The sequence below is a fragment of the Azospirillum brasilense genome, from assembly GCF_003349955.1.
Classification (GTDB): Bacteria; Pseudomonadota; Alphaproteobacteria; order Azospirillales; family Azospirillaceae; genus Azospirillum; species Azospirillum brasilense_B.
Genome location: NZ_QLKQ01000084.1, coordinates 1 through 22,684 on the forward strand (window position 1 = coordinate 1; position 22,684 = coordinate 22,684).

Below are 22,684 nucleotides of genomic sequence, written 5' to 3' on the forward strand. Positions count from 1 at the left end.
CCGCAGCCACTCTCCAAAAAACTACCCCCGCTTCCTCCGCCCCGGCGCCCGCGCCACGCAGGTCCCCGACAGCACCACCTTGCGCGTCGCCCGCTCCGGGTCGTCCAGCCGCTCGAACAGCAGCGTCATCGCCGCGCGCCCGATCTCATGGACCGGCTGTTCGATCACCGTCAGGCCGGGACCGACCAGCTCCGTCCACGGTTCGTTGTCGAAACCGGCGACCGCCAGATCACCGGGGATCGTCAGCCCCAGAGTCCGCGCCGCCTTCACCACCCCCATCAGCAGCAGGCTGTTGCTGACCATCACCGCGTCCGGCATGGCGCCGGAGCGCCGGGCCTCCGCCAGCCAGCGGGCGATCTCCGCCTCCGCCGCCTCCGCCGTCGGGGGGACGAAACGCGCCTCCGCGTGCAGACCATGGGCGGCCAGCGCCGCCTGATAGCCGGCGTGGCGCTCCACCGCCGTGGTGCTGGTGTTGCCGAACAGACCGGCGATGCGGCGATAGCCCTGGCCGTGCAGGTGATCGACCAGAAGGGCGGCGGCCTGCGGGTTGTCCAGCACCACCGAATCGAACCGCCCGGCCGGCGCGCTGCGGTCGATCAGCACCACCGGGAAGTCCAGGTCCGCCCGGTCGAGCTGGGCCAGCGTCGCGCGGGTCGGCGCGAAGATCAGGCCGGTCACCCGCTCCTCCTGCATCAGCCGCAGGTACATGGCCTCCCGCTCCGGGTTCTCGTCGGTGTTGCACAGGATCACCCGCATGCCGGCCTGGAAGGCCGCGTCCTCCACCGCGCGGCTGACCGCGGTGAAGAAGGGGTTGCGGATGTCCGAGACGATCAGCCCGATGGTCTGGGAATGCTGCGAGCGCAGCCGCCGCGCCGACAGGTTCGGGCGGTAGCCGGTGGCCCGCACCGCGTCCTCCACCCGCGCGCGCAACGCGTCGCTGACCGGGCCGTTGCTCAGCACCCGCGACACCGTGGCGACCGAGACCCCGGCCTCGCGGGCGACATCCTTGATACCGACGGCCTTGATGCTGGTGGCTTTGACGCTGTCGCTCATGATGATGCGGTCACCGATCCGTCGTGAAACTGTTTCTGAAATCGTTTCCATCCCTTAGGGCCATCCGCGCGCCCCATACGGTTCAGTCTGCCCGAAGGAGTCGGCGGATTCAATGCAAACTCCGTTGACAGACCCCGATGTAATCGTTTTCAATAACAGCGCTGCAAGGACGACACCCAAGACCGCCCGGCGCCACACCGAACGGAGGAGACGGACCCGCCATGGCCCCCGACACCAACACCGCCCTCATGCCCCCCGGCCTGCCGCCCGATCTGCTGCGGCCCGACCTGCTGCGGCTGAACGCCAGCCCCGCCGGCAAGGAGGAGGCGATCCGCGAGGCCGCCCAGCTCCTGATCGCCGCCGGCTGCATCGATCCGGCCTATGCCGCCAGCATGCTGCGCCGGGAAGCGGTGGCGAACACCTTCCTCGGCCATGGCGTCGCCATCCCCCACGGCATGGTCGAGGACCGCGGCATGGTCCGCCGCAGCGGCATCGCCGTCCTCCAGGTGCCGGGCGGCATCGACTGGAATCCCGGCCAGACGGCCCATCTGGTGGTCGCCATCGCCGCCCAGTCCGACGCCCACATCGCCGTGCTGCGCCGCCTGACCCGGCTGATGCAGGACGAGGCGCGGCTGACCGCCCTGTTCACCGTCACCGACCCCGCCACCCTCGCCGCCGCCCTCGGCGAGGACGCGCCCGTTGCCGCCCCGGCCACGCCGGGCGGCGATCTGGCGGAGCGGTTCGACTGGGTGGTCGATTACCCCACCGGCCTGCACGCCCGCCCGGCCACCGCCTGGGTGGAGACGGCGCGCGCCTCGGCCGCCCGCATCCAGGTCCGCCACGGCGATCTGGTGGCCGACGCCAAGGCGCTGGTGGCTCTGCTCCAGCTCGGCCTGCGCGCCGGCGACAGCGTGGTCGTCTCGGCGGAGGGCGAGGACGCCGTGGCGGCGCTGGCCCGCATGAAGGCGACCATCACCCGGCTGACCGCGCGGGAAAAGGCGGACGCCGCCGCGGCGCAGAAGTCCCGCGCGCCCGCGCGCGGCTGGACGCCGCCGAACCCGCTGCCCGCCGTTCCGGGAATCGGCGCCAGCCCCGGCCTCGCCATCGGCCCGGTGCATGTGCTGCCGCGCGCCGTGGTGTCGGTGCCCGACGAGCCGGTCCCGCTGATCGAAGGCGGCGACCGCCTGCACGAGGCGCTGAGCCTGACCCGCCAAAATCTGAAGGCGCTGGCCGACGACACCGCCCGCCGGCTCGGGCCGTCGGAGGCGGCGATCTTCACCGCCCAGGCGGAAATCCTGAACGACACCGACCTCGTGACGCTCGCCTGCCAGCTCATGGTCGAGGGGCACGGCGTCGCCTGGTCCTGGCATCAGGCGGTGGAGCGCACCGCCGCCGGGCTGGCCGCGCTCGACAACCCGGTCCTGGCCGGGCGCGCCGCCGACCTGCGCGACGTCGGCCAGCGCGTGCTGGCGCGGATCGACCCGGCGCTGCGCGCCGGCGGGGCACCGGACCTGCCGGACACCCCCTGCATCCTGATCGCCGAAGACCTGTCGCCCTCCGACACGGCGGCGCTGGACATGGCGCGGGTGATCGGGCTGGCGACGGCGCAGGGCGGCCCTACCTCCCACACCGCCATCCTGGCGCGCACGCTGGGCCTGCCGGCGATGGTGGCGGGCGGTGCCGCGCTGATGGAGCTGGCGAACGGCACCCCGGCCATCCTCGACGGCCAGACCGGCCGCCTGCACCTGTCCCCCGCCGAGGCCGACACCGCCGACGCCCGTTCCTGGATCGCGCGGGAGGAGGCCCGCAAGGGCGAGGAGGAGGCCCGGCGCGGCCTGCCCGCCCGCACCCGCGACGGCCACGCGATGGAGATCGGCGCCAACGTCAACCGCCCCGATCAGGTGGCGGTCGCCCTGTCGCAGGGGGCGGAGAGCGTCGGGCTGATGCGCACCGAGTTCCTGTTCCTGGAGCGCGGCGACGCCCCGAGCGAGGACGAGCAGTACGAGACCTACCGCGGCATGCTGGCCGCCCTGGAGGGCCGCCCGCTGATCGTCCGCGCGCTCGACATCGGCGGCGACAAGCAGGTGCCGCACCTCCAGCTTCCCCTCGAGGAGAATCCCTTCCTCGGCGTGCGCGGCGCCCGCCTTCTGCTGCGCAGGCCCGAGCTTCTGGAGACGCAGCTCCGCGCGCTCTATCGCGCGGCCAAGGACGGCGGTGCCCTGTCGATCATGTTCCCGATGATCACGGCGCTGGGCGAGGTGCAGGCCCTGCGCGCCGCCTGCGAGCGCATCCGGGCGGAGCTGGACGCACCGGCCGTTCCGCTGGGCATCATGGTCGAGGTGCCGGCGGCGGCCATCCAGGCCGACGTGCTGGCCCGCCATGTCGATTTCTTCTCCATCGGCACCAACGACCTGACGCAATACGCGCTGGCCATCGACCGCCAGCACCCCGAACTGGCGGCGGAGGCCGACAGCCTGCACCCCGCCGTGCTGCGGCTGATCCGCCTGACCGTGGAGGGGGCGGAGCGGCACGGCCGCTGGGTCGGCGTCTGCGGCGGCATCGCCGGCGACCCGTTCGGCGCGGCCCTGCTGACCGGGCTCGGCGTGCGCGAGCTCTCCATGACGCCGCGCGACATTCCCGCCGTGAAGGACCGGCTACGCGGCAGCGACCTGTCCGCCCTGAAGGACGCCGCACAACGGGCGCTGGACTGCGAGACCGCCGACGCGGTGCGCGCTCTCGATGGAGGTGCGGCATGAGCACGTTCGACGAGGACATCCGGCCGGTCGTCACCGTCACGCTGAACCCGGCCATCGACCAGACCATCACGGTGGAGGCGCTGCGCCCCGGCCATGTGCACCGGGCCAGCGCCGTGCGGCGCAACGCCGGCGGCAAGGGCGTGAACGTGGCGAGCTGCCTCGCCGACTGGGGCACGCCGGTGGTCGCCACCGGCCTGCTGGGCGGCGGCAACGCCGCCGCCTTCGAGGCGCTGTTCGCCGCCAAGGGCATCGCCGACCGCTTCGTCCGGCTGCCCGGCGAGACGCGCGTCAACGTCAAGATCGCCGACCTTGCCGCCGCCGACACCACCGACCTCAACCTGCCCGGCCTGACCGCCGACACCGACGCGCTCGACCGCGTCCGCCGCACTTTGCGCGAGCTGGTGCTGCCGGGCACGCCGGTCCTGCTGGCCGGAAGCCTGCCGGACGGGCTGCCGGCGGACAGCTACGCGACGCTGACGGCGGACCTGCGCGCCCAGGGCGCCCGCGTGGTGCTGGACAGCAGCGGCCCGCCGCTGGCGGCGGCGCTGGCCGCCCCGGACCTGCCCTTCTGCATCAAGCCCAACCGGCACGAGCTGGAAGCCTGGGCCGGCGCGCCGCTGCCCGCCACCGCGGACCTTCTGGAGGCGGCGCGCGGCCTGCACCGCAGCGGCGTGGCGGTCGTGGTGGTCTCGCTGGGGGCGGACGGCGCGCTGTTCGTGGCCGACGGCCCGGCGCTGCACGCCCGGCTGCCGGCGGTCAACGCGCTGAGCACGGTGGGGGCCGGCGACGCCATGGTAGCGGGGCTGATCGCCGCCTTCGGCGCGGAGCTGTCGCTGGAGGGCGTCGCCCGCCTGTCCGTGGCCTTCGCCACGGCGAAGCTCGGCTGCTTCGGACCCAACCTGCCGGGGGCGGACGCGGTCCGCGCGCTGGCCGGGCAGGTCGAGATATCAACGCTTTAATGAATGGGGAGCGGGCGACCGCTCGGGAGGAAACCATGGCGAACATGCTGGCCGTGATCGCGGCGGGCGATCTCAGCACCCAGGCCGTCCTGGCCGCCGAAGCGCTGCGCAAGGCCGCGGCGGCGCTCGGCCACACCATCCAGGTGGAGGTGCGCTCCAGCCTCGGCGTCCGCAACACGCTGCCCACCGGGGCAGCCCAGGGCGCGCAAGGCGTGATTCTCGTCGGTTCCGGCGATCTCGGCGAGGAGCGCTTCGCCGGGCTGAAGCGCAGCGTCGCGGCGCTCGACGCCGTGCTGCGCGACGCGCGGGCGGTGCTGGAGCAGGCGTTGGCACCGGCCCAAGCCCCGGCCCAGACGGCGACGAAGAAAATCGTCGCCATCACCTCCTGCCCCACCGGCATCGCCCACACCTTCATGGCGGCGGAGGGCATCCAGCAGGCCGCCCAGGCGCTGGGCCACGCCGTGCGGGTGGAAACGCAAGGCTCGGTCGGCGCCCGCGACACGTTGACCGAGCAGGAGATCCGCGAGGCCGACGTGGTGCTGATCGCCGCCGACACGCAGGTCGACCTTGCCCGCTTCGCCGGCAAGCGCGTCTTCAAGAGCGGCACCAAGCCCGCCATCAACGACGGGCGCGCCCTGGTCGAACGCGCCCTGGCCGAGGCCCAGCCCCACGGCGCCGCCCCGGCGCCGGCCGACGGCGCAGCGGCGGGCAAGGCGGCGCCGGCGGCGGCGCAGCGCAGCGGCCCCTACAAGCATCTGATGACCGGCGTGTCCTTCATGCTGCCCTTCGTGGTGACCGGCGGCCTGCTGATCGCCATCGCCTTCGCGCTCGGCGGCATCTACGTGTTCGAGGACAGCCAGCAGGGCACGCTGGGCAACGCGCTGTTCCAGATCGGGGCCAAGGGCGCCTTCGCGCTGATGGTTCCGGCGCTGGCCGGCTACATCGCCTTCTCCATCGCCGACCGTCCGGGCATCACGCCGGGCATGGTCGGCGGCATCCTGGCCGCCAACCTCGGCGCCGGCTTCCTCGGCGGCATCGTCGCGGGCTTCATCGCCGGCTACGCCACCAGTTTTCTCAACCGCAACATCCGGCTGCACAAGAATCTGGAGGGGCTGAAGCCGGTGCTGATCCTGCCGCTGCTCGGCTCCCTCATCACCGGCCTCGCCATGATCTATGTGGTCGGTGCCCCGGTGGCCGAAGCCCTGGCGGTGCTGAGCGCCTGGCTGAAGGGGATGCAGGGCAGCAGCGCGATCCTGCTCGGCCTGCTGATCGGCGCGATGATGGCCTTCGACATGGGCGGGCCGGTCAACAAGGCCGCCTACGCCTTCTCCACCGGCCTGATCGCCTCCCAGGTCTACACCCCGATGGCCGCCGCCATGGCCGCCGGCATGGTGCCGCCGCTCGGCATCGCGCTCGCCACCAAGCTGTTCGCCAACCGCTTCACCAAGGAGGAGCGCGAGGCCGGCAACGCCGCGGGCATCCTGGGCATCGCCTTCATCACCGAAGGCGCCATCCCCTTCGCCGCCCGCGACCCGCTGCGCGTCATCCCGGCGCTGGTGCTGGGCGCGGCGCTGACCGGCGCCATCTCCATGGGCATCGGGGCGGAGTTGAAGGTTCCGCACGGCGGCATCTTCGTCCTGCCCATCCCCAACGCCGTAACCCATCTGGCGGGCTACGTCGTGGCGCTGGTCGCCGGGACGGTCACCACCGCGGTCGCGCTGCGGTTCCTGAAGCGTCCGGTCAGTAGCGTGGCGGCGGCGTAACAGCGCTGCGAAAGCGTCGCTGAGATGAAAACGTTTACATAACCCCTGGACAGAACGCCTCGTCAGCCCTAACTTTGTTTTGCTGCCTCGGCAGCACGCTCTATAGGGCGTTTCCTCCCTAGACTCAGGCCACGCATGGTTCCCATGCGTGGCTTTTTTTCTGCCCGGCGTGTTTTGCGCCGTGCGGGCTTGGTCCCAAATCTCTCCCTTGCCCGGACCGGGCGAACCTGAGAAGCCGGAGACGAAACGCACGAGGACCCGAATGCCCCGCAACAGACCGATGATCCTTGCAGCGCTGGCCGCCACCGCGGCCCTGGCCGCCGGATGCACCGATGTGAAGGAAAGCCTTCCGTCCCGGACCGCCACCGAACAGCTTTTGATCTCCAGCGCCGCGGACAACGCCGCCAACCGCCTGCGGCTGGATCTGCCGGCGGACAAGCGCGCCTTCCTCGACACCGGCAATTTCGACGGCACCGACGCCAAGTATGCCGCCAGCGCGATCAAGGAATCGCTGTTGCGCCAGGGCGTCCGTCTCGTCCCCGACCGGGCGACCGCCGACACGATCATCGAGATCCGGCTGGGCGCCCTGTCGGTGAACCAGAGCAAGACAGTGCTGGGCATTCCGCCGATCACCCTGCCCGGCGCGATCACGCTGCCGGAAGCATCGGTCTACAGCTCCACCGAGAACCAAGCGGTCGCGAAATTCTCCGCCTTCGCCTACGACAACCAGAGCGGCGCCCTGGTCGCCTCGACGGAGCCGGCCTACGGCCTGTCGGGGGAGCAGAGCTACCGGGCGATGACGCTGTTCTCCTGGCGCACCTCGCCCCCCTACCCCGAAGAGACCAACTGACGCGGCATCCCCGCGCGGAATCCTTGCGTTCAACCAAAGCCATGGCCGCATTCTCTGGCGCGGCCGGGGGTGGACGCGTACCATGCCATGGCCCCGCGGGGCGCGGCATCAAGCGCAAAGGCGACGGCATCTTGGACGACCAAAGGGCGGAGCGGGACGGCGGCGGCGCCCGGCGATCGGAACGGCTGCTGCTCGCCCAGAAGACCGCGCTGGAACGGGCGATCGGCGGCGCCGGACTGGATGAGGTGCTGACCCTGCTGGTCCGGGCGGGCGCCGAGCAGCTCGGCGCGCGCGCGGCCATATTCCTGGTCAACGAGGGCGGTCTCACCCTGCGCTTCGGCGTGGCGGCGGGCCTGCCGGACACCTACACCCGGGCGGTGGACGGGTTCGAGATCGGGCCGCAGGCCCCCTCCTGCGGGCTGGCCGCCCACAGCGGGGAGCGGGTGGTGGTCGAGAATGTGGCGCTGGACCCGCGCTGGGCGCCCTACCACGCGCTGACGCGGGAGCATGGCATCGCCGCCTGCTGGTCCACGCCGATCCGCGCGGTCAACGGGACGGTGCTCGGCGCCTTCACCATCTACCACGCCACCCCCTGCGCGCCCGGCCCGCTGGACCTGGAATCGGTGGATCTGTTGACCCACACCGCCGCCCTGCTGATCGAGCGGGACCGGACGGAGCGGGAGCGTCAAGCCAGCGAAGCGCTGCTGTCCTCGGTTCTGGAGCATCTGCCGGTCGGCGTCGCCGTCTACGACACGCAGGGCCGAACCACCCGCAACAACCGGCTGATGCGCGACTACACCAACGGTTCCCTGCCGTCGGCCGACGACCGGGAGGCATCGCGTTGGCGCGCCTTCCACCCCGACGGGCGGCCGGTCGAACGCAAGGATTTCTCGGGCGCGCGCGCTTTGCGGGGCGAGATCGTGGTTCCCGGCATGGATTTCCTGCACCGCGCCGCCGACGGGACGGAGCATTGGACGCGCGTGTCGGCGGCCCCGTTGCGCGACGGCGACGGGCGGATCACCGGCGTGGTCGCCGTGGTCAGCGACATCGACGCGGAAAAGCGGGCGGCGCAGGGTTTGGCCGCGGCGCTGGACGAGGCCCGGCGCAGCGAGCTGGTGGCCCATGAGATGAGCCACCGCATCATGAACAGCTTCCAGCTTCTGCACGGGCTGGTGTCGATGCAGACCGCAACGGTCACCGACCCGGCGGCGCGCAAGGCGGTGGAGCAGGCCTTCTCGCGAATCCAGGCGATGGCGCTGGTGCAGCGCCGCCTGTTCGAGGCGACGCGCAACGACCTTGCCACGCTCGACGCGGCCGACTATCTGCAACGGCTGGGGGAAAGCCTGACCGGCGCCTTCATCGATTCGGGCCGCTGCACGCTGGTCATCGACGCCGCGCACGGAATCCCGATGCCCGCCGCGCAGGCCTCGTCCATGGGGCTGATCGTGACGGAGCTGGTGCTGAACGCCCTGAAGCACGCCTTCGGCGCGCAACAGCAGGGAACGGTGACGGTCCGCTTCGAAGCCTGCGGAAACGACCGCCGGCTGACGGTGACCGACGACGGAACCGGCCTGCCGGACGGCGCCGGCGCGGTGAAGCCCGCCGGGTCGGGTCAGGGCATGGGCATGACGCTGGTGCACGGTCTGGTGCGCCAGCTCGGCGGAACGCTGGAGATCGACCGCCCCGAACAGGGCGGCCGCCCCGGAACCCGCTTCGTTCTGACTTTTCCAGCCTGACCGTTCCAACGGTCGGGCGTCGAAGCCACCGGATTCCGGGATGGCGCGGCGTCCTGATCCTTAAGCGACGGCTTCCATCGGCTTTTCGACCTTGCCGCCGAACCCGTTCTCCAGCGCCCAGATGGCGGCCTGGGTGCGGTTGGAGGCGTTGATCTTGCGCAGCAGGCTCTTCAGGTGAACCTTCACCGTCGCTTCGGTGATGTTCAGATGATTGGCGATCATCTTGTTGCTGTCACCCTGCAGCAGGCGCTCCAGGATCTGCGTCTCGCGCTGCGACAGGCCCTTGGCGGCGGTCGGGCCGTTGGCGCTGCTGTTGGCGCCGGCCTTGCCGGTGATGAGGAGGGCGGCGAGGTGGGTCGGGAAGACCTTTTCGCCGATCATCACCAGACGCAGCGACTGCGCCAGCGCGGCCGGGGAGATGTCCTTCATCAGGAAAGCGTCGGCGCCGGCCTGGATGGCGTTGGCCATTTCCTGGGCGTCGAGGTGGCTGGCCAGAAGGACGAGCCGCGCGGTCGGATACTGCTCCCGCAGGACGGTGACGGCCTGGACCGTGCCGTTGGCGGAAGCCGGGTCCATCATGATCAGCTCGGGCGTGTCGCCCTCCATCATGCCCGGCGGCGGTACGTCGCTGAAACTGGCGGCCTCTTTCGTGATGCGGAACTCCCCTTCCGAGAAGAGGGCCTTCATGCCTTCGCGGAACAGTTTGTTGGCGTCGATCAGAAAGATGGAGACCGATTGCATCGTCCAGTCACTCTCGAAGGTGATTGAGATGAGCCACCCTACCCTATCGTTGGCGGGCCGACCACCCGTCCGTTAGTAGAATATTAACCAATGAAGTCCGAGGCACGTCCTCCCATCGGGCATATGCCCACCCCGGAAAGCCGGTCCAGGACGCTCCCGGATGCCTGGAAACTCCGAAAAACCACGCCTGAACAGGCCACTACCCATTTTGCGCGGGAATCTGGGGCCGTCTCGTTAATATCACGGCAACCATAATCGGCCATTGGTACAGTCATCGTAATTCATCGCTTGGATGGGTGCCCGACATGCCGATGGTGTCCATGTGGAAGAAGATCAGTCCCTGTCACTTCGTGATGCAGGACTGTCACCGCCGGATCGAAATCCGTTACCACGCCACCGGCTCGCAGAGCGGTTGGGGCGTCTACGCCGACGGGACTCTGGTGCAGCAGCGCGCCGCCTTCACCGAGGCGCGCGGCATTGCCATGGGGCTGGCGACCGGTTCCTGAACCGAACCTTGCCCGCCTGATGTCACAGCGCGGACATCGGGCGGTTAACCGGCTCTTGAGACTGTTCCGCGCAGGATGGCCTTCATCGCAGGAGGCCGCCATGACGTTCCGCCCACTTCCCCTTGTTTGGCGCCGGTTCGCGCTCTGCGCCCTTCTCGGGCTCATGGGGATCGCCTTCTGGGCCGCGCTGCAGCCGCAGTTGGCGCCCAGCGGCCTTTACGGCTTCGACAAGCTGGTGCACGCCGGGGCCTTCGGACTCCTCACCCTGCTCGGCATCCTGGCCAGCGCCGGGCGGCGCGCCGCCGTCCTGGCGGTGCTGGCGGTCTTCGCGCTCGGCGCCGCCATCGAGGTGGCGCAATCCTTCGTCCCGGGACGCGAAGCCAGCCTGTCCGATCTGGCCGGGGACGCCGTGGGAATCGCCCTGGGAATCATGACCGTCCGGCTGGGACATCGCACCGTCCAACGCGCGCGCCGCGTGCGCCATGGAATAGTCACGCAGCCCGCGGCGTTTGCGTCCTTACCGGAGTGAGGGGACGCAGCGTCCGGACCGGCAATCCCGAGCAACCTCCTCCGTTTTTGGTTTTGTTCGTCTACCGAACTATGCTATGCCGAAAGGCAGGACATCTGGAGTAACGCTTATGGACTGGCACAACGAAAAGGCTAAGACCGGCGCCCGCGCCCTGGAATCCGCGTTCGGCGTGATGCTGACGGTCTGCGAGGCCACCGACGGCTGGTGGAACTGGCACGCGGAGCATGAGGGGCTGAGCTGGACCCCCGACGCCCGCTGGTTCGCCACCCGCCGCGAGGCGCAGGACGCGGCGGAGGAGTGGGCCTCCACGCTGGCGCCGCAGCATCTGGGCTTCCTCCACCGCGCGGCCTGACGCCGCAAGCTGGTGCGGCCAAGGCCAATGTGAACGGGGCGGCGCCGTTGACCCGCCCCGCGTCCGCTTCCACAATGGCCACCGTGCCAAGGCGACGGGAAGCGGCTGCGATCATCCCTTGGGACTGTTCATCAGCCCCATTGCGGTGACGAGATGCAGCACGAGACGCCTCCCCTTCCCGGTCTTCCGCTTCAAAAAGCCTTCCTGCCGCCCGAGGCGCCTCTGGTGGCGGTCGGAACCGGTGCCGGGCGTTGGACCGACGCCGCCTCCGGCCGGAAATGCTTCGCCCTGCCGTCCTCCCTTCCGGGACTCGACGCGTGGTGCGGTCCGGTCGGGCCGCGCCACATCGACTGGCTGGTTCTGGAGGGCTGCGGCGACGCCTTGACGGTGCTGGACGGTGCCGCCGGTCTGCTGCGCCTGCGCCGCATCGACTTCCTTCAGTTCGACGAGGCCGAGGCCAGTGGGCAACTGGCCGCGCTGTACGCGCGCCTGCAAGCCAACGGCTATTCGCTGTTCCGCTTCGCCGACCGCAATCTGGAATTCCGCGGCACGCCGCCGGAGGACGGGCGCGGCGGCACGCACATGGCGGTCGCCCCCCGGCACTGGAACCGGCTGTTCGCGCGCAGCCAGGGCATGTTCCGCTACAAGGACCTGTTCCCCCGCCATGGAGTCGCGCCGCGCGGGATCATCCATGTCGGCGCCCATGAGGGCGAGGAATACGCCAACTACCGGGAGGCCGGCGCCGACCGCGTCCTGTTCGTCGAGGCGGACCCGGCGACCTTCGCCACGCTCCAGGCCCGCTTCGCCGGCCATGGCGACGTCGTCTGCCTGAACGCCGCGGTGTCCGACCGGGCCGGGCGGGCGCGCTTTTCCCGTATGTCGAGCCGCCAGTCCAGCTCCCTTCTGGAGCTGACCGGCCATCTGACCGTCTATCCCCACATCACCATCGACGAGGTCATCGAGGTGGAAACCCGGACCTTGCCGGACCTGCTGGCCTCCAACGGCCTCGCGCCGGAGGGATTCAACGTGCTGGCGATCGACGCGCAGGGTTCGGAGTGCCGCATTCTCACCGGCTGCGGCGATCTGCTGGCCGGGTTCGATGCGGTGGTGACCGAGGTCAGCTACGCGGAGCTGTACGAGGGCTCGGGCCTCGCCGCCGATGTGGACGACATCCTGTTCGCCCACGGCTTCGATCGCGTCGCCGAGACCAGCCCCTACCATCACAGCTGGGGCGACGCGCTCTACGTCCGCCGTCCCGGCTGACCCCGGTCAGGGCAGCAGGACCGGCCCGTTCCAGGGATCGAAGGGCACCAGCCGCGCCCGTTCGCGGTCGGGACGCAGGGCGGCGCGCAGCGCCGGGTTCAGCAGCGCCGCCGTCACCGAGAAGGAGCTGTTGGACACGGCGACATGGTCGGCCCGCGACAGAATCCAGTGGTCGGTGAAGAACTCCGCCCCCGGCAGCGGCGCACCCAGATCGCCGGCGAGGACGGGGCGGTAGCGGGCGAAGCGGTCCGCCAGCTCCGGCGCGTCGGTGGCGAGATAGAGCACCGGCCGGTCCAGCGTCGGCCACACCCCGGCCAGCCAGTCGAGATACCAGCCCTCCGGGGCGATCCAGAAGCGGTCGTTGAGGCCGAAATCGCCGCGGCGCAGATGGATCGCCACCAGGGTCCGCCCGCGCGCCCGCACCCCGTCCAGCGCCGCCGTTGCCCGCTCCGCCACCGCGCCGACCGGCGTGAAGAGGTCGCGGAACCGCGCACGGTGCGGCGCCAGAGGCGCGGTGTCGCCGCAGAAATAGCCGACCACGTCGTGACCGCCCGTGCCCGACAGCGCCCGCCCGTCCAGCAGCGCCGGAACGCCGCAGTCCTCCTCGTGCAGGCTGGGCAGCGGCGGACCGGGAAGCGGGTCGTCCAGGCCGTAGAGAGGACGCCCGATCCAGTCCGGCGTTTCCAGCTCCATCCCGTTCCGCTCCGCGCAAATGCGCAGATGCCCGTATTGGAGAAGCTGGTTGCCGAAACGCCCGGCATCGCCGAGCGTCGACACCGACAGCCGCCGCTTGCCCGACGGTTGGCGCGGCGGCGGGACGTCGCCCACGGCCCGGCGCAGCAGCAGCATCGCCCGGCGGGAGAAGCCGGTGCCGAGGCCCGGCGCCGCGGCGATCGCCCGGTCGTAGAGGGCCAGCGCCTCGCCATCGGCCCCCTGCGCCTCGCGAACCACGCCGGCCAGCAGCAGGCCGGTGGGCAGGCCGGGGGCGAGCCGCAGCGCCCGACGCGCGCAGCGGCCGGCCCACGCCGCATCACCCCGCCGCAGCGCGGCGCGGCCGAGCGCCACCCAGGAGTCCCCGTCGTCCGGGCGCGCGGCCAGCGCCTGTTGCAGCAGCGCCGCCGCCCGCTCCGCCAATCCGGCGCGCTCGCACAGCCGGCCATGTTCGGCCAGCACCGCCGCATCGCCGGGACGCAGCCGGCCGGCCCGGTCCAGCGCCCGCCCGGCCGCCTCCAGGGCGTGCACCGCGTCGAGCGCCGCGCCGAGGGCGAGGTGCAGGTCCACCGAAGCCGGGTCGAGCGACAGGCCGCGCCGCGCCGCCGCCAGCGCGCCGCGCGGCTTCTCGGCGATCTGCTGAGCGGCGGCGAGCCGGACCAGCAGCCCGGTGTCGGCGGGTGCGGCCAGCGCCGCGCGCCGGCCCGCGACGACCGCCGCGCCGCGCTGCCCCAAATCGTTGCGCAGCAGGCACAGGCTCGCCCAACACCCGCCTTGCGCGGGGTCCAGGGCCAGCGCCGGACGAAGCGCCGCGATGGCCCGTTCCGTCTGGCCGAGCGCCTGCCGTGCCTCCGCCTCGGCCATGCGGGCGCGCAGCAACGCCGGGTCGAGACGGGCGGCGAGCCCGGCCAGCCGGGCGGCCTCGTGCAACCGTCCAAGCCCCCTGGCGGCCATCGCCCCGTCGAAGGCGGCGGGCAGGTTTTGCGGATCGAGGGCCAGCACCCGTTCGTAAAGCGCCGCGGCGGAGGCCAGGGCGCCGGAATCGAACGCGGTCTCGGCCAGAACGCGGAGCGCCGGGGCCAGCCGCTCCGCCGCCTCCCCATGATCCGGCTGTCGGCGCAGCGTGGCGAGCCAGCTCGCCGCCGCGTCCGCGGTCCGCCCGAGCGCGTCCTGAACCTTGCCACGGTTGAGGTGATAAGTCGGCGATGCCGGATCGCCGGCCACGGCGGCGTCGAGATGGGCGAGCGCCGCCGCGGCCCGCCCGGTCTGGGCGAGCAGCAGCCCCATCAGATGGCTGGCGTCGGGATGACCGGGCACCGCCTCCAGGATCCGGCCATAGAGGGTCTCCGCCTCCGCCACGCGCCCGGCGATGTGATGGTCGAGCGCGATGGACAGGGCTTCGGAGACGGTGGCCATGAGCCGGGGCAATCCGCGTGGGGCCGCTTCGGAATGGTCTCACAGTGGCCGGACCACACCAGGACTGTCAACCGCCGGGCTGTCAGCCGCCGGGCTCGGCCTTCGCGGCCGGGAACACCCGCGCGCGCAGGAAGTCCACCAGCGCCCGCACCTTCGGCGAGGGGTGCTTGCTCGCCGGCCACAGCACATGGAAAACGCTGGTGCGCCCCACGTGGTCGGCCAGGACCGGCTCCAGCCGGCCATCGGCCAACAGATCGCGGATGGCGAAGTCCGGAAGGTAGGCGATCCCCAGCCCCTGCAGCGCGAAGCACACGCGCGTTTCAATGTTGTTGCAGATCATCGAGGTCGGCAGTTGCAGGTCAGACTCGCCGGGCGCCTGCCGAAGCGCCCAGCTTTCCAGCTTGCCGCTGCTGGGAAAGCGGTAGTGCAGGCAGTCGTGCCGCCGCAGATCGGCCGGTGTCCGCGGCGTGCCCCGCCGCGCCAGATAATCCGGCGAGGCGACCAGCAACAAACGGAAGTTCCCCAGCCGGCGCGCCGACAGCCGTGAATCGGCCGGCTCGCCCGTGCGCACCACGGCGTCGAAGCCCTCTTCGATCACGTCGACCATGCGGTCCGTGAAGTCCAGGTCCAGCTCGATCTCGGGGTAGGCGCGCATGAATTCGCCGAGCGCCGGCAGGACCAGCGAGCTGACCAGCGGCAGGCTGACGCGCAGGCGCCCGCGCGGCACGGCGGCGGCCTGCGACAGCTCCAGCTCCGCCGCCTCGATCTCGGCCAGGATGCGGCGGCTGCGCTCCAGGAACAGCGCGCCCTCGGCGGTCAGCGTGACGCTGCGCGTGCTGCGGTGGAACAGGCGCACGCCCAGCTTCTCCTCCAGCCGCGCCACGCTCTTGCCGACGGCCGAGGCCGACACGCCGAGCAGCCGGCCGGCGGCGACGAAGCTGCGCGTCTCGGCAACCTGCACGAACACCACGAAGCCGTTCAGACTGTCCATCCGGCGCCTCCATTGCGGACATCCAGCTCCGCATAATCAGGAACTGCGCCCGCCTTTTTCTTTAATAGCAGGTTTTTTATCGTCACGGCATCGCCCATTGAAACGAGCCGCGTGCCATGACCCATCCACCCATTGCCCTCCGCCAAGGCGTTCCGCCGGCGACCCTCCGTGAGCGCGTCCACAGCGCCGTCCAGCGGGCGCTCGACGAGCAGCGGCTTGTCGGCGCCGTCGTCCTGGTGGCGCGGGACGGCGCGCTGCTCCACCGGCAGGCCGCCGGCTTCGCCGACCGCGAAAGCGCGCGGCCGATGGCCGTGGAGACGGTCTTCCGTCTGGCCTCGGTCAGCAAGCCCATCGTCTCCGCCGCGGCGCTGGCGCTGGTGGCGCAAGGCCGGCTCGATCTCGACGCGGACATCACGCGCTGGCTGCCCCGGTTCCAGCCCCGGCTGGCCGACGGCCGACCGGCGCGCATCACGGTGCGGCAGCTGCTCAGCCACACGGCCGGTCTCGGCTACCGCTTCTTCGAGGCCGACGCGGACGGCCCCTATGCGCGGGCCGGCGTGTCGGACGGTATGGACGCGTCCGGCATCAGCCTGGAGGAGAACCTGCGCCGTCTCGCCGGCGTGCCGCTGCTTTACGGACCGGGGACGGGCTGGGGCTACTCACTGGCGACCGACGTGCTGGGCGCGCTGGTCGCGCGGGTCCACGGCACGACGCTGAACGAGGCGGTGCACCGTCTGGTGACCGGCCCGCTGGGCATGGCGGACACCGGCTTCACCGCCCGCGATCCCCGGCGCGTCGCGACCGCCTATGTGGGCGATGCACCGCGGCCGCATCGGCTGGCCGAGGGCGAGACCGTTTCCCCGTTCGAGGGCGCCGTCGGCATCGCCTACAGCCCTGCGCGCATCTTCGATCCGCAGGCCTTTCCTTCGGGCGGCGCGGGCATGGCGGGGACGGCGGAGGATCTTCTGCGGCTGCTGGAGACCCTGCGCCAGGACGGCGGCGCGCTCCTGCCCGGCGACTTGATCGCGGAGATGGCCCGGGACCAGACGGGCGGCCGGGACCTGCCCAACGCGCCCGGCTTCGGCTTCGGGCTGGGCTTCTCGGTCCTGCGCGACCCGGCCGCGGCCGCATCGCCCGAATCGGAAGGGACCTGGCGCTGGGGCGGCGCCTATGGCCATTCCTGGTTCGTGGACCGGGCGCGGGGCCTCAGCGTCGTCGCCTTCACCAACACGCTCTACGAGGGCATGTGCGGCCGCTTCGTCACCGACTTGCGCGACGCGGTCTATGGCGCTTTGGAGGCGCGGCCATGAGGACGCTCCCGCGCACAAGCGCCGCCGCTTCGGACCGTTTGCCCCTGGCCTCGCTGCTGGCGCTGGCCATGGCGGCCTTCATCACCATCCTCACCGAAGCGTTGCCCGCCGGACTGCTGCCGCAGATGGCCCAAGGGCTGGGAGTGACCGAAGCCTGGGTCGGGCAGACCGTGACGATCTACGCCGCCGGTTCGCTGGCGGCGGCCATCCCGCTGACCGCCGCCACGCAGGGGGTGCGCCGCCGCCCGCTGCTGCTGGCGGCCATCGCCGGCTTCGTCGTCGCCAACACCGTCACGACCCTGTCCGGCAGTTTCGCGCTGACCATGGTGGCGCGCTTCCTGGCGGGCGTGTCGGCCGGCCTGATGTGGGCGCTGCTGGCGGGCTATGCCGCGCGCATGGTGCCCGACCACCAGAAGGGCCGGGCCATCGCCGTCGCGATGGTCGGCGCGCCGCTGGCTCTGTCGCTCGGCGTGCCGACCGGCACCTTCCTGGGCAATCTGGTGGACTGGAGGGTGTGCTTCGGACTCATGAGCGCGCTGGCGGTGGCGCTCATGCTGTGGGTGCGCGTCGTGGTGCCGGACTTCGCCGGGCAGGCGGCGAGCAGTCGGCTGTCGCCGGGGCGCGTGTTCACCCTGGCCGGCGTGCGCCCGGTGCTGTTCGTGGTGCTGGCCTTCGTGCTGGCGCACAACATCCTCTACACCTACATCGCGCCGTTCCTGGCGGCGTCGGGCATGGAGGGGCGGACGGATCTGGCGCTGCTGCTGTTCGGCGTCGCGTCGCTGCTGGGCATCTGGATCGTCGGCACGCTGATCGACGGCCATCTGCGGGCATTGACGCTGGCCAGCACCGCCCTGTTCGGTCTGTCCGCTCTGGTGCTCGGCGTGGCGGGCGATGCCCCGGCCATCGTCCTTGCGGCGGTGGCCGCCTGGGGCCTGGCGTTCGGCGGTGCGGGGACGCTGTTCCAGACGGCCCTGGCCAGGACGGCGGGCGACGCGGCGGATGTCGCCCAGTCCATGCTGGTCACCGCCTGGAACACGGCCATCGCCGGCGGCGGCCTCCTCGGCGGGGTGCTGCTCGAACGGCTGGGCGTCGGCGCCTTCGCGCCGGCCGTCCTGGTGCTGCTGGCGGCGACGCTGCTGGCGGTGTGGGGAGCGAGGCGGCACGGCTTTCCAGCTCCGGCCGACGCGGCCGGAGCGTGAGAGGACGTCGCTGTCAGTCCATGCGATCCAGCCGGCGCAGATGCAGCATGTAGAGCCGGGAGAAGCGCGTCACCAGATCGTGGAAGGGCAGCGGCTTCACCGGGGTGAAGGGCAAGGCCAGCTCCGCCGCGCCCGTCCCCGTGGCGTGGCGCGCCAGTTCGCGGCCCACCGCGGTGCCCAGCGCCATGCCACGCCCGTTGTAGCCGACCGCCCCGGTCACGCCGGGCGCCAGCTCGTGGAAGTGGGGCCGGAAATCGGCGGTCATCGCCAGATGCCCGCTCCAACTCCGCGCGATGGCCGGGTTGCCGGTCTGGGGGAAGACGCGGCGGATGCGCTCGCGCGTGCGCTCCCGCGCCCGCCGCTCGGCGTCCGCCGACCGCACCAGCGTGCAGCCGGAGACCAGCCGGTTGTCGGCGGTCCAGCGGAAGAAATGCAGGTCGCCGCGGGTGTCGCTGCACGCCATGTCGGAGGGCAGCACGCTGGCGCGCAGAGCGGCGGACAACGGCTCCGTCACCATCTGGAAGTTCAGCACCGGCACGACGGAACGACGCAGCCCCGGCCACAGATCGTCGGTGTAGGCGTTGGTCGCCAGAACGACGCGGTCGGCGGTCACGCCGCCGCGCGGCGTGGTCAGCGTCCAGCCGGTGCCGGCGCGCGCGATGGACACCACCGGCGTGTCGCCGTGGATCGCCACACCCAGCCCGAGGGCGACCCGCGCCATCTCGCGGGCCAGCGACAGCGGGTTCACATGCCCGCCGGTCGGGGCGACCATGGCGCCGTGCCAGAAGCGCGTGCCCAGCGCCCGTTCCGTCTGCGCCGCGTCGAGCAGCGCGACCTCCGCCCCCAGCGCCCGCCACTGCGCGACCCGCTGCTCGGCCGCCTTCATACGGCCGGGCCGGTGGGCCGGCTGGATCCAGCCCTTCTGCACACCGTCGCAACGCATCTGGTAGCGCTCGATCAGGTCGAAGACCAGCGCCGCCGAGCCGCCGACCATGCGGGCCAGCGCCGATCCCTTCGCCTCGCCGTAGGCCGCCGTCAGGTTGGCGGGGTCGAGGCGCGACAGCGTCGGGATGATCTGGCCGTTGTTGCGGCCCGACCCGCCGAAGCCCGGCTCGCGCGCCTCCAGCACCGCCACGCGCACACCCTGCTCGGCCAGATGGATCGCCGTGGACAGGCCGGTGACTCCCGCCCCGACCACTGCCACGTCCACCCGGACCGCCCCGTCCAGCGGATTGGTCTCCGGAGCGGCGATGGCGCTCGCCGCCCAGTGGGAGTCCGGCAGCGGCGCGTCCAGCAGCGGTTTGAGAAGCGCGCTCATCGCGTCCCCTCCTCCACCAGCAGCGTCTTGGCCAGCGCCACCCAATAGCTGGCGCCGATGGCCAGGTTGGCGTCGTTGAAGTCGTAGCCCGGGTTGTGCAGCAGGCAGCCGCCGTCCGTCGGCCCGTTGCCCAGCCAGACGTAGCAGCCCGGCCGCTCCTTCAGCATGAAGGCGAAATCCTCCGCACCCATGGAGGGCATGGGGTCGTGGTCGATGTTCGCCTCGCCGACCAGCGACGCGGCGACGCGGGCGCACAGCGCGGTCTCGGCGGCGCTGTTGACGGTCGCCGGGTAGCGCCGCTCGTAGCGCACGCTGGCGGTGCAGCCGAAGGCGGCGGCGGTGTGCTCGGCCAGCGCGCGCAGCCGCGCCTCGACCACGTCCTGCACGCCCTCCTTGAAGGCGCGGACGGTGCCGCGCAGCGTCACCTCCGCCGGGATGACGTTCCAGGTGTCGCCGCCGGTGATCCAGGTGGTCGAGACCACGGCGCTGTCCAGCGGGTGCAGGCTGCGCCCCGGAATGGTCTGCAGGGTGGTCAGCAGATGGCCGGCGGCGGTCATCGGGTCGTGGCCGAGATGCGGCATGGCGGCGTGGCTGCCCTTGCCGTGGACCGTCACCTCGAAGATGTCGTAGCTGCCCATCATCGGCCCCGGCCGCAGCGCGATCTGGCCGAGCGGCAGGCCCGGCCAGTTGTGCATGCCGTAGACGCCGTCCACCGGGAACCGTTCGAACAGCCCCTCCGCGACCATCTCGCGGGCGCCGCCCTCGTTCTCCTCGGCCGGCTGGAAGATGACATGCAGCGTCCCGGCGAAGTCGGGATCGTCGGCCAGGACCTTGGTGGCCCCCAGCAGCATGGTGGTGTGGCCGTCATGGCCGCAGGCGTGCATCCGCCCCGGATTGACCGAGCGGTGGGCGAAGTCGTTGGTCTCGTGGATGTGCAGCGCGTCCATGTCGGCGCGCAGCGCGATGGCCCGGCCGCCGGGGCGGCGGCCCTTCAGCGTGCCGACCACGCCGGTGCGCCCCAGCCCCGTCGCCACCTCCAACCCGAAGGCGCGCAGCTTGTCGGCGACGAAGGCGGCGGTCTCGTGCTCCTCGAAGGCGGTTTCGGGATGGGCGTGCAGATGATGCCGCCATTGCCGCATCTCCGGGGCCAGGGCCTCGGCGGCGGGATGCAGGCGGACGTTCGCGGGGATGGTCATTCCGGGGACTCCTGGGGTCCGCCCGCCGGCAGGCTGTAGCGGAAGTCGCAGTGGCTGGCGCCCTGCATGATGGTCTGGGTGCGGGTGAAGCGGACGTCGGGGCGGTAGCCGCACATGAACTCGCCGTCCCGGTTGCAGGACAGGATGTCGCCGATCTCCTCCACGCCCATGGCGCGGTAGCTTTCGGCGTAGCGGCAGCGGGTGACGTTGAAGCCCAGCCGGTCGGGCGCGCTCTCGATCACCTCCAGCCGCAGGGCGTCGCCGGCGGTCCACAGGGCCAGCCGCTCGTGGAAGGTGGCGAGGTCGGCGGTGCCGCGGGTGGCGCGGTCCTCCGCCGCCATGGCGGCGCCGGCCTCGCGGGCCATCACCTCGATGGCGCGGGCGAGCACGGCGCGCGCCCGCTCCCGTCCGATCTCGGGCAGGAGCTGGTCGTAGAGCGCCTTGGCGAAGGCCGCCTCGATGCGCCGTCGCTCCAGGATGGGCAGGGGAGCGGCGGTGGCAGAGGTGTCGTTTCCGGTGGTCATCGCTGCGATCCTTCTTCCGTCAGCCGCCCAGATAGGCCGCCCGCACGCGCGGATCGGCGGCCAGATCGGCGGCGCTGCCCGAGAGTGTCACCCTTCCCGCCTCCATGACATAGGCGTGATCGGCGACGCGCAGCGCGGCACGGGCGTTCTGCTCCACCAGCAGGATCGAGGTGCCCTCGCCGCGGATCTGGACCAGCAGGTCGAAGATCTGCTTCACCACCATCGGCGCGAGGCCGAGCGACGGCTCGTCGAGCAGCAGCAGGCGCGGCTTCGACATCAGGGCGCGGGCGATGCACAGCATCTGCTGCTCGCCGCCGGACAGCGACCCCGCCTTCTGGGTCAGCCGCTCGCGCAGGCGGGGGAACAGCTCCAGCATCCGCTCCATCCGGGCGGCGCGGTCCTGGCGCAGCGTCCGCCCGCCGAGCAGCAGGTTCTCCCGCACCGTCATGGTGCCGAAGATCTGCCGCCCCTCCGGCGCCTGGGCGAGGCCGCGGCGCACCACCTCGTGGCTGGGGCTGTCGGTCATGTCCCGACCGTCGAAGACGGTGGCGCCGCCCGTGGTGCGGTAGATGCCCGACAGGGCGCGCATCAGCGTGGTCTTGCCGACGCCGTTGGCGCCCAGCACGGCGACGATGGCCCCCTCCGCCACGTCGAGCGAGACGCCGCGCAGGATCTCCTGCGGCCCCATGCGCACCGTCAGGTCGCGGACCTCAAGAATACGGCGGGTGGTGGCCTGGGCTCCGTCAAGCGGCATCGTCTTCCACTCCCAGATAGGCTTCGAGGACGGCGGGGGCACGCTGCACCGCCTCCGGCGTGCCGTCGGCGATCTTGCGGCCGGACGCCAGGACGATGACGCGGCTGCAGCTTCCCATCACCAGCCCCATGTCGTGCTCGACCAGCAGGACGGTGACGCCGCCGGCGTGCAGGCGGCGGATGAAGTCGGCCAGCTCCGCCGTCTCGGTGTCGTTGAGGCCGGCCGCCGGCTCGTCGAGGATGAGCAGGCGGGGCGCAGTCGCCAGGGCGCGGGCGATCTCCAGATACTTGCGCTTGCCGTAGGACAGGTTGGCGGCGATGTCCCCGGCCTGGGCGGTCAGGCCGACGCGCTCCAGCGCCTCCCAGCTCCGCTCGCTGACCGCGCGGCTGTGGGCGCCGCCGTTGACGAGTGCCCGCCAGGGCGACTGGCCGAAGGCGCCGACCGCCCCGACGGACACGTTGTCGAACACCGTCATGTTGGGGAAGACGCGCAGGTTCTGGAAGGTGCGGCCCATGCCCATGCGGGCGATCTGCCAGGGCTTGCGGCCCGTGACGTCCTGCCCGTCGAAGGTCACCGTGCCGTCCGACGGCGGGGTGAAGCCGGTGATCAGGTTGAACAGGGTGGTCTTGCCGGCGCCGTTGGGGCCGATCAGCCCGACCAGCTCGCCCTTGGCGATGGTGGCGCTGACGTCGCTGACCGCCAGCAGGCCGCCGAAACGCCGGGTCAGCCCCTGGATGGAGAGAAGCGTGTTGCTCAT

General features: G+C 71.8%; 20 protein-coding genes. 11 read left to right on the forward strand and 9 right to left on the reverse strand.

Annotated elements, in window-relative coordinates; genetic code table 11:
* Positions 1-21 precede the first annotated feature (21 nt).
* Positions 22-1,053, reverse strand: coding sequence for a LacI family DNA-binding transcriptional regulator (locus DXK32_RS26820; RefSeq protein WP_114861304.1), 1,032 nt, complete (start codon positions 1,051-1,053; stop codon positions 22-24).
* Between the two features lie 221 nt (positions 1,054-1,274).
* Between DXK32_RS26820 and ptsP the strand changes: the two genes are divergently transcribed.
* The 5 genes from ptsP to DXK32_RS26845 all read left to right on the forward strand — a co-directional run bounded on the left by ptsP (position 1,275) and on the right by DXK32_RS26845 (position 9,117).
* Complete coding sequence (gene ptsP / locus DXK32_RS26825) at positions 1,275-3,809, forward strand: phosphoenolpyruvate--protein phosphotransferase (protein WP_114861305.1); 2,535 nt, start codon at positions 1,275-1,277, stop codon at positions 3,807-3,809.
* Positions 3,806-4,768: a 1-phosphofructokinase gene (pfkB, locus tag DXK32_RS26830; RefSeq protein WP_114861306.1), complete on the forward strand. Its 963-nt coding sequence runs from the start codon at positions 3,806-3,808 to the stop codon at positions 4,766-4,768. Before ptsP ends, pfkB begins: the two co-directional genes overlap by 4 nt.
* Positions 4,769-4,803: 35 nt before the next feature.
* Complete coding sequence (locus tag DXK32_RS26835) at positions 4,804-6,531, forward strand: fructose-specific PTS transporter subunit EIIC (protein WP_114861307.1); 1,728 nt, start codon at positions 4,804-4,806, stop codon at positions 6,529-6,531.
* A gap of 262 nt (positions 6,532-6,793) precedes the next feature.
* Entirely contained in the window at positions 6,794-7,381 is a 588-nt protein-coding gene (locus DXK32_RS26840) for a DUF6655 family protein (protein ID WP_114861308.1), read from the forward strand.
* A 131-nt stretch (positions 7,382-7,512) separates the two neighbouring features.
* On the forward strand, positions 7,513-9,117 hold the full coding sequence (locus DXK32_RS26845; protein WP_114861309.1) for a sensor histidine kinase: 1,605 nt from the start codon (positions 7,513-7,515) through the stop codon (positions 9,115-9,117).
* 60 nt (positions 9,118-9,177) lie between these two features.
* Here DXK32_RS26845 and DXK32_RS26850 read toward each other — a convergent pair whose 3' ends face one another.
* A complete protein-coding gene (locus DXK32_RS26850; RefSeq protein ID WP_114861310.1) occupies positions 9,178-9,858 on the reverse strand; it encodes a LuxR C-terminal-related transcriptional regulator in 681 nt (226 codons plus the stop codon).
* Positions 9,859-10,163: 305 nt separating this feature from the next.
* On the opposite strand from DXK32_RS26850, the gene DXK32_RS26855 reads away from it, so the two are divergent.
* From DXK32_RS26855 to DXK32_RS26870, 4 genes are all read left to right on the forward strand, one after another.
* Positions 10,164-10,364, forward strand: coding sequence for a hypothetical protein (locus tag DXK32_RS26855; protein ID WP_014200194.1), 201 nt, complete (start codon positions 10,164-10,166; stop codon positions 10,362-10,364).
* Positions 10,365-10,464: 100 nt separating this feature from the next.
* Entirely contained in the window at positions 10,465-10,893 is a 429-nt protein-coding gene (locus DXK32_RS26860; protein WP_114861311.1) for a VanZ family protein, read from the forward strand.
* A 109-nt stretch (positions 10,894-11,002) separates the two neighbouring features.
* Positions 11,003-11,245: a hypothetical protein gene (locus tag DXK32_RS26865; RefSeq protein ID WP_040137885.1), complete on the forward strand. Its 243-nt coding sequence runs from the start codon at positions 11,003-11,005 to the stop codon at positions 11,243-11,245.
* A gap of 153 nt (positions 11,246-11,398) precedes the next feature.
* Positions 11,399-12,508: an FkbM family methyltransferase gene (locus DXK32_RS26870; RefSeq protein WP_114861312.1), complete on the forward strand. Its 1,110-nt coding sequence runs from the start codon at positions 11,399-11,401 to the stop codon at positions 12,506-12,508.
* Positions 12,509-12,514: 6 nt separating this feature from the next.
* Here the strand turns inward: DXK32_RS26870 and DXK32_RS26875 are convergent, their stop codons facing one another.
* On the reverse strand, positions 12,515-14,635 hold the full coding sequence (locus DXK32_RS26875) for a tetratricopeptide repeat protein (RefSeq protein WP_114861313.1): 2,121 nt from the start codon (positions 14,633-14,635) through the stop codon (positions 12,515-12,517).
* Between the two features lie 82 nt (positions 14,636-14,717).
* The gene (locus DXK32_RS26880) at positions 14,718-15,626 is read right to left on the reverse strand and encodes a LysR family transcriptional regulator (RefSeq protein WP_114861314.1); all 909 of its coding nucleotides are present in this window, start codon (positions 15,624-15,626) and stop codon (positions 14,718-14,720) included.
* Between the two features lie 116 nt (positions 15,627-15,742).
* On the opposite strand from DXK32_RS26880, the gene DXK32_RS26885 reads away from it, so the two are divergent.
* Together DXK32_RS26885 and DXK32_RS26890 are read left to right on the forward strand one after the other, a co-directional pair.
* Positions 15,743-16,936 (forward strand): serine hydrolase domain-containing protein, encoded by a 1,194-nt coding sequence (locus DXK32_RS26885; protein ID WP_114861315.1) that lies wholly within the window; start codon positions 15,743-15,745, stop codon positions 16,934-16,936.
* A complete protein-coding gene (locus DXK32_RS26890; protein ID WP_114861316.1) occupies positions 16,933-18,135 on the forward strand; it encodes an MFS transporter in 1,203 nt (400 codons plus the stop codon). The genes DXK32_RS26885 and DXK32_RS26890 overlap by 4 nt, the downstream gene beginning before the upstream one ends.
* A 13-nt stretch (positions 18,136-18,148) precedes the next feature.
* Here DXK32_RS26890 and DXK32_RS26895 read toward each other — a convergent pair whose 3' ends face one another.
* The 5 genes from DXK32_RS26895 to DXK32_RS26915 are packed head-to-tail and all read right to left on the reverse strand — an operon-like array spanning position 18,149 to position 22,684.
* Complete coding sequence (locus tag DXK32_RS26895; RefSeq protein ID WP_114861317.1) at positions 18,149-19,453, reverse strand: NAD(P)/FAD-dependent oxidoreductase; 1,305 nt, start codon at positions 19,451-19,453, stop codon at positions 18,149-18,151.
* Positions 19,450-20,649 (reverse strand): M20 aminoacylase family protein, encoded by a 1,200-nt coding sequence (locus tag DXK32_RS26900; RefSeq protein ID WP_114861318.1) that lies wholly within the window; start codon positions 20,647-20,649, stop codon positions 19,450-19,452. The genes DXK32_RS26895 and DXK32_RS26900 overlap by 4 nt, the downstream gene beginning before the upstream one ends.
* Positions 20,646-21,173, reverse strand: a complete 528-nt coding sequence (locus DXK32_RS26905) for an L-2-amino-thiazoline-4-carboxylic acid hydrolase (protein ID WP_114861319.1) — start codon at positions 21,171-21,173, stop codon at positions 20,646-20,648. The genes DXK32_RS26900 and DXK32_RS26905 overlap by 4 nt, the downstream gene beginning before the upstream one ends.
* Before the next feature lie 19 nt (positions 21,174-21,192).
* The gene (locus DXK32_RS26910; protein WP_114861320.1) at positions 21,193-21,927 is read right to left on the reverse strand and encodes an ABC transporter ATP-binding protein; all 735 of its coding nucleotides are present in this window, start codon (positions 21,925-21,927) and stop codon (positions 21,193-21,195) included.
* The gene (locus tag DXK32_RS26915) at positions 21,917-22,684 is read right to left on the reverse strand and encodes an ABC transporter ATP-binding protein (protein WP_114861321.1); all 768 of its coding nucleotides are present in this window, start codon (positions 22,682-22,684) and stop codon (positions 21,917-21,919) included. The genes DXK32_RS26910 and DXK32_RS26915 overlap by 11 nt, the downstream gene beginning before the upstream one ends.

Coding starts and splice junctions, on each gene's coding strand:
- DXK32_RS26820 (WP_114861304.1), bottom strand. CDS start 1,053: ATGAGCGACAGCGTCAAAGCCACCAGCATCAAGGCCGTCGGTATCAAG.
- ptsP (WP_114861305.1), top strand. CDS start 1,275: ATGGCCCCCGACACCAACACCGCCCTCATGCCCCCCGGCCTGCCGCCC.
- pfkB (WP_114861306.1), top strand. CDS start 3,806: ATGAGCACGTTCGACGAGGACATCCGGCCGGTCGTCACCGTCACGCTG.
- DXK32_RS26835 (WP_114861307.1), top strand. CDS start 4,804: ATGGCGAACATGCTGGCCGTGATCGCGGCGGGCGATCTCAGCACCCAG.
- DXK32_RS26840 (WP_114861308.1), top strand. CDS start 6,794: ATGCCCCGCAACAGACCGATGATCCTTGCAGCGCTGGCCGCCACCGCG.
- DXK32_RS26850 (WP_114861310.1), bottom strand. CDS start 9,858: ATGCAATCGGTCTCCATCTTTCTGATCGACGCCAACAAACTGTTCCGC.
- DXK32_RS26855 (WP_014200194.1), top strand. CDS start 10,164: ATGCCGATGGTGTCCATGTGGAAGAAGATCAGTCCCTGTCACTTCGTG.
- DXK32_RS26860 (WP_114861311.1), top strand. CDS start 10,465: ATGACGTTCCGCCCACTTCCCCTTGTTTGGCGCCGGTTCGCGCTCTGC.
- DXK32_RS26865 (WP_040137885.1), top strand. CDS start 11,003: ATGGACTGGCACAACGAAAAGGCTAAGACCGGCGCCCGCGCCCTGGAA.
- DXK32_RS26870 (WP_114861312.1), top strand. CDS start 11,399: ATGCAGCACGAGACGCCTCCCCTTCCCGGTCTTCCGCTTCAAAAAGCC.
- DXK32_RS26875 (WP_114861313.1), bottom strand. CDS start 14,635: ATGGCCACCGTCTCCGAAGCCCTGTCCATCGCGCTCGACCATCACATC.
- DXK32_RS26880 (WP_114861314.1), bottom strand. CDS start 15,626: ATGGACAGTCTGAACGGCTTCGTGGTGTTCGTGCAGGTTGCCGAGACG.
- DXK32_RS26885 (WP_114861315.1), top strand. CDS start 15,743: ATGACCCATCCACCCATTGCCCTCCGCCAAGGCGTTCCGCCGGCGACC.
- DXK32_RS26890 (WP_114861316.1), top strand. CDS start 16,933: ATGAGGACGCTCCCGCGCACAAGCGCCGCCGCTTCGGACCGTTTGCCC.
- DXK32_RS26895 (WP_114861317.1), bottom strand. CDS start 19,453: ATGAGCGCGCTTCTCAAACCGCTGCTGGACGCGCCGCTGCCGGACTCC.
- DXK32_RS26900 (WP_114861318.1), bottom strand. CDS start 20,649: ATGACCATCCCCGCGAACGTCCGCCTGCATCCCGCCGCCGAGGCCCTG.
- DXK32_RS26905 (WP_114861319.1), bottom strand. CDS start 21,173: ATGACCACCGGAAACGACACCTCTGCCACCGCCGCTCCCCTGCCCATC.
- DXK32_RS26910 (WP_114861320.1), bottom strand. CDS start 21,927: ATGCCGCTTGACGGAGCCCAGGCCACCACCCGCCGTATTCTTGAGGTC.
- DXK32_RS26915 (WP_114861321.1), bottom strand. CDS start 22,684: ATGAGCAACACGCTTCTCTCCATCCAGGGGCTGACCCGGCGTTTCGGC.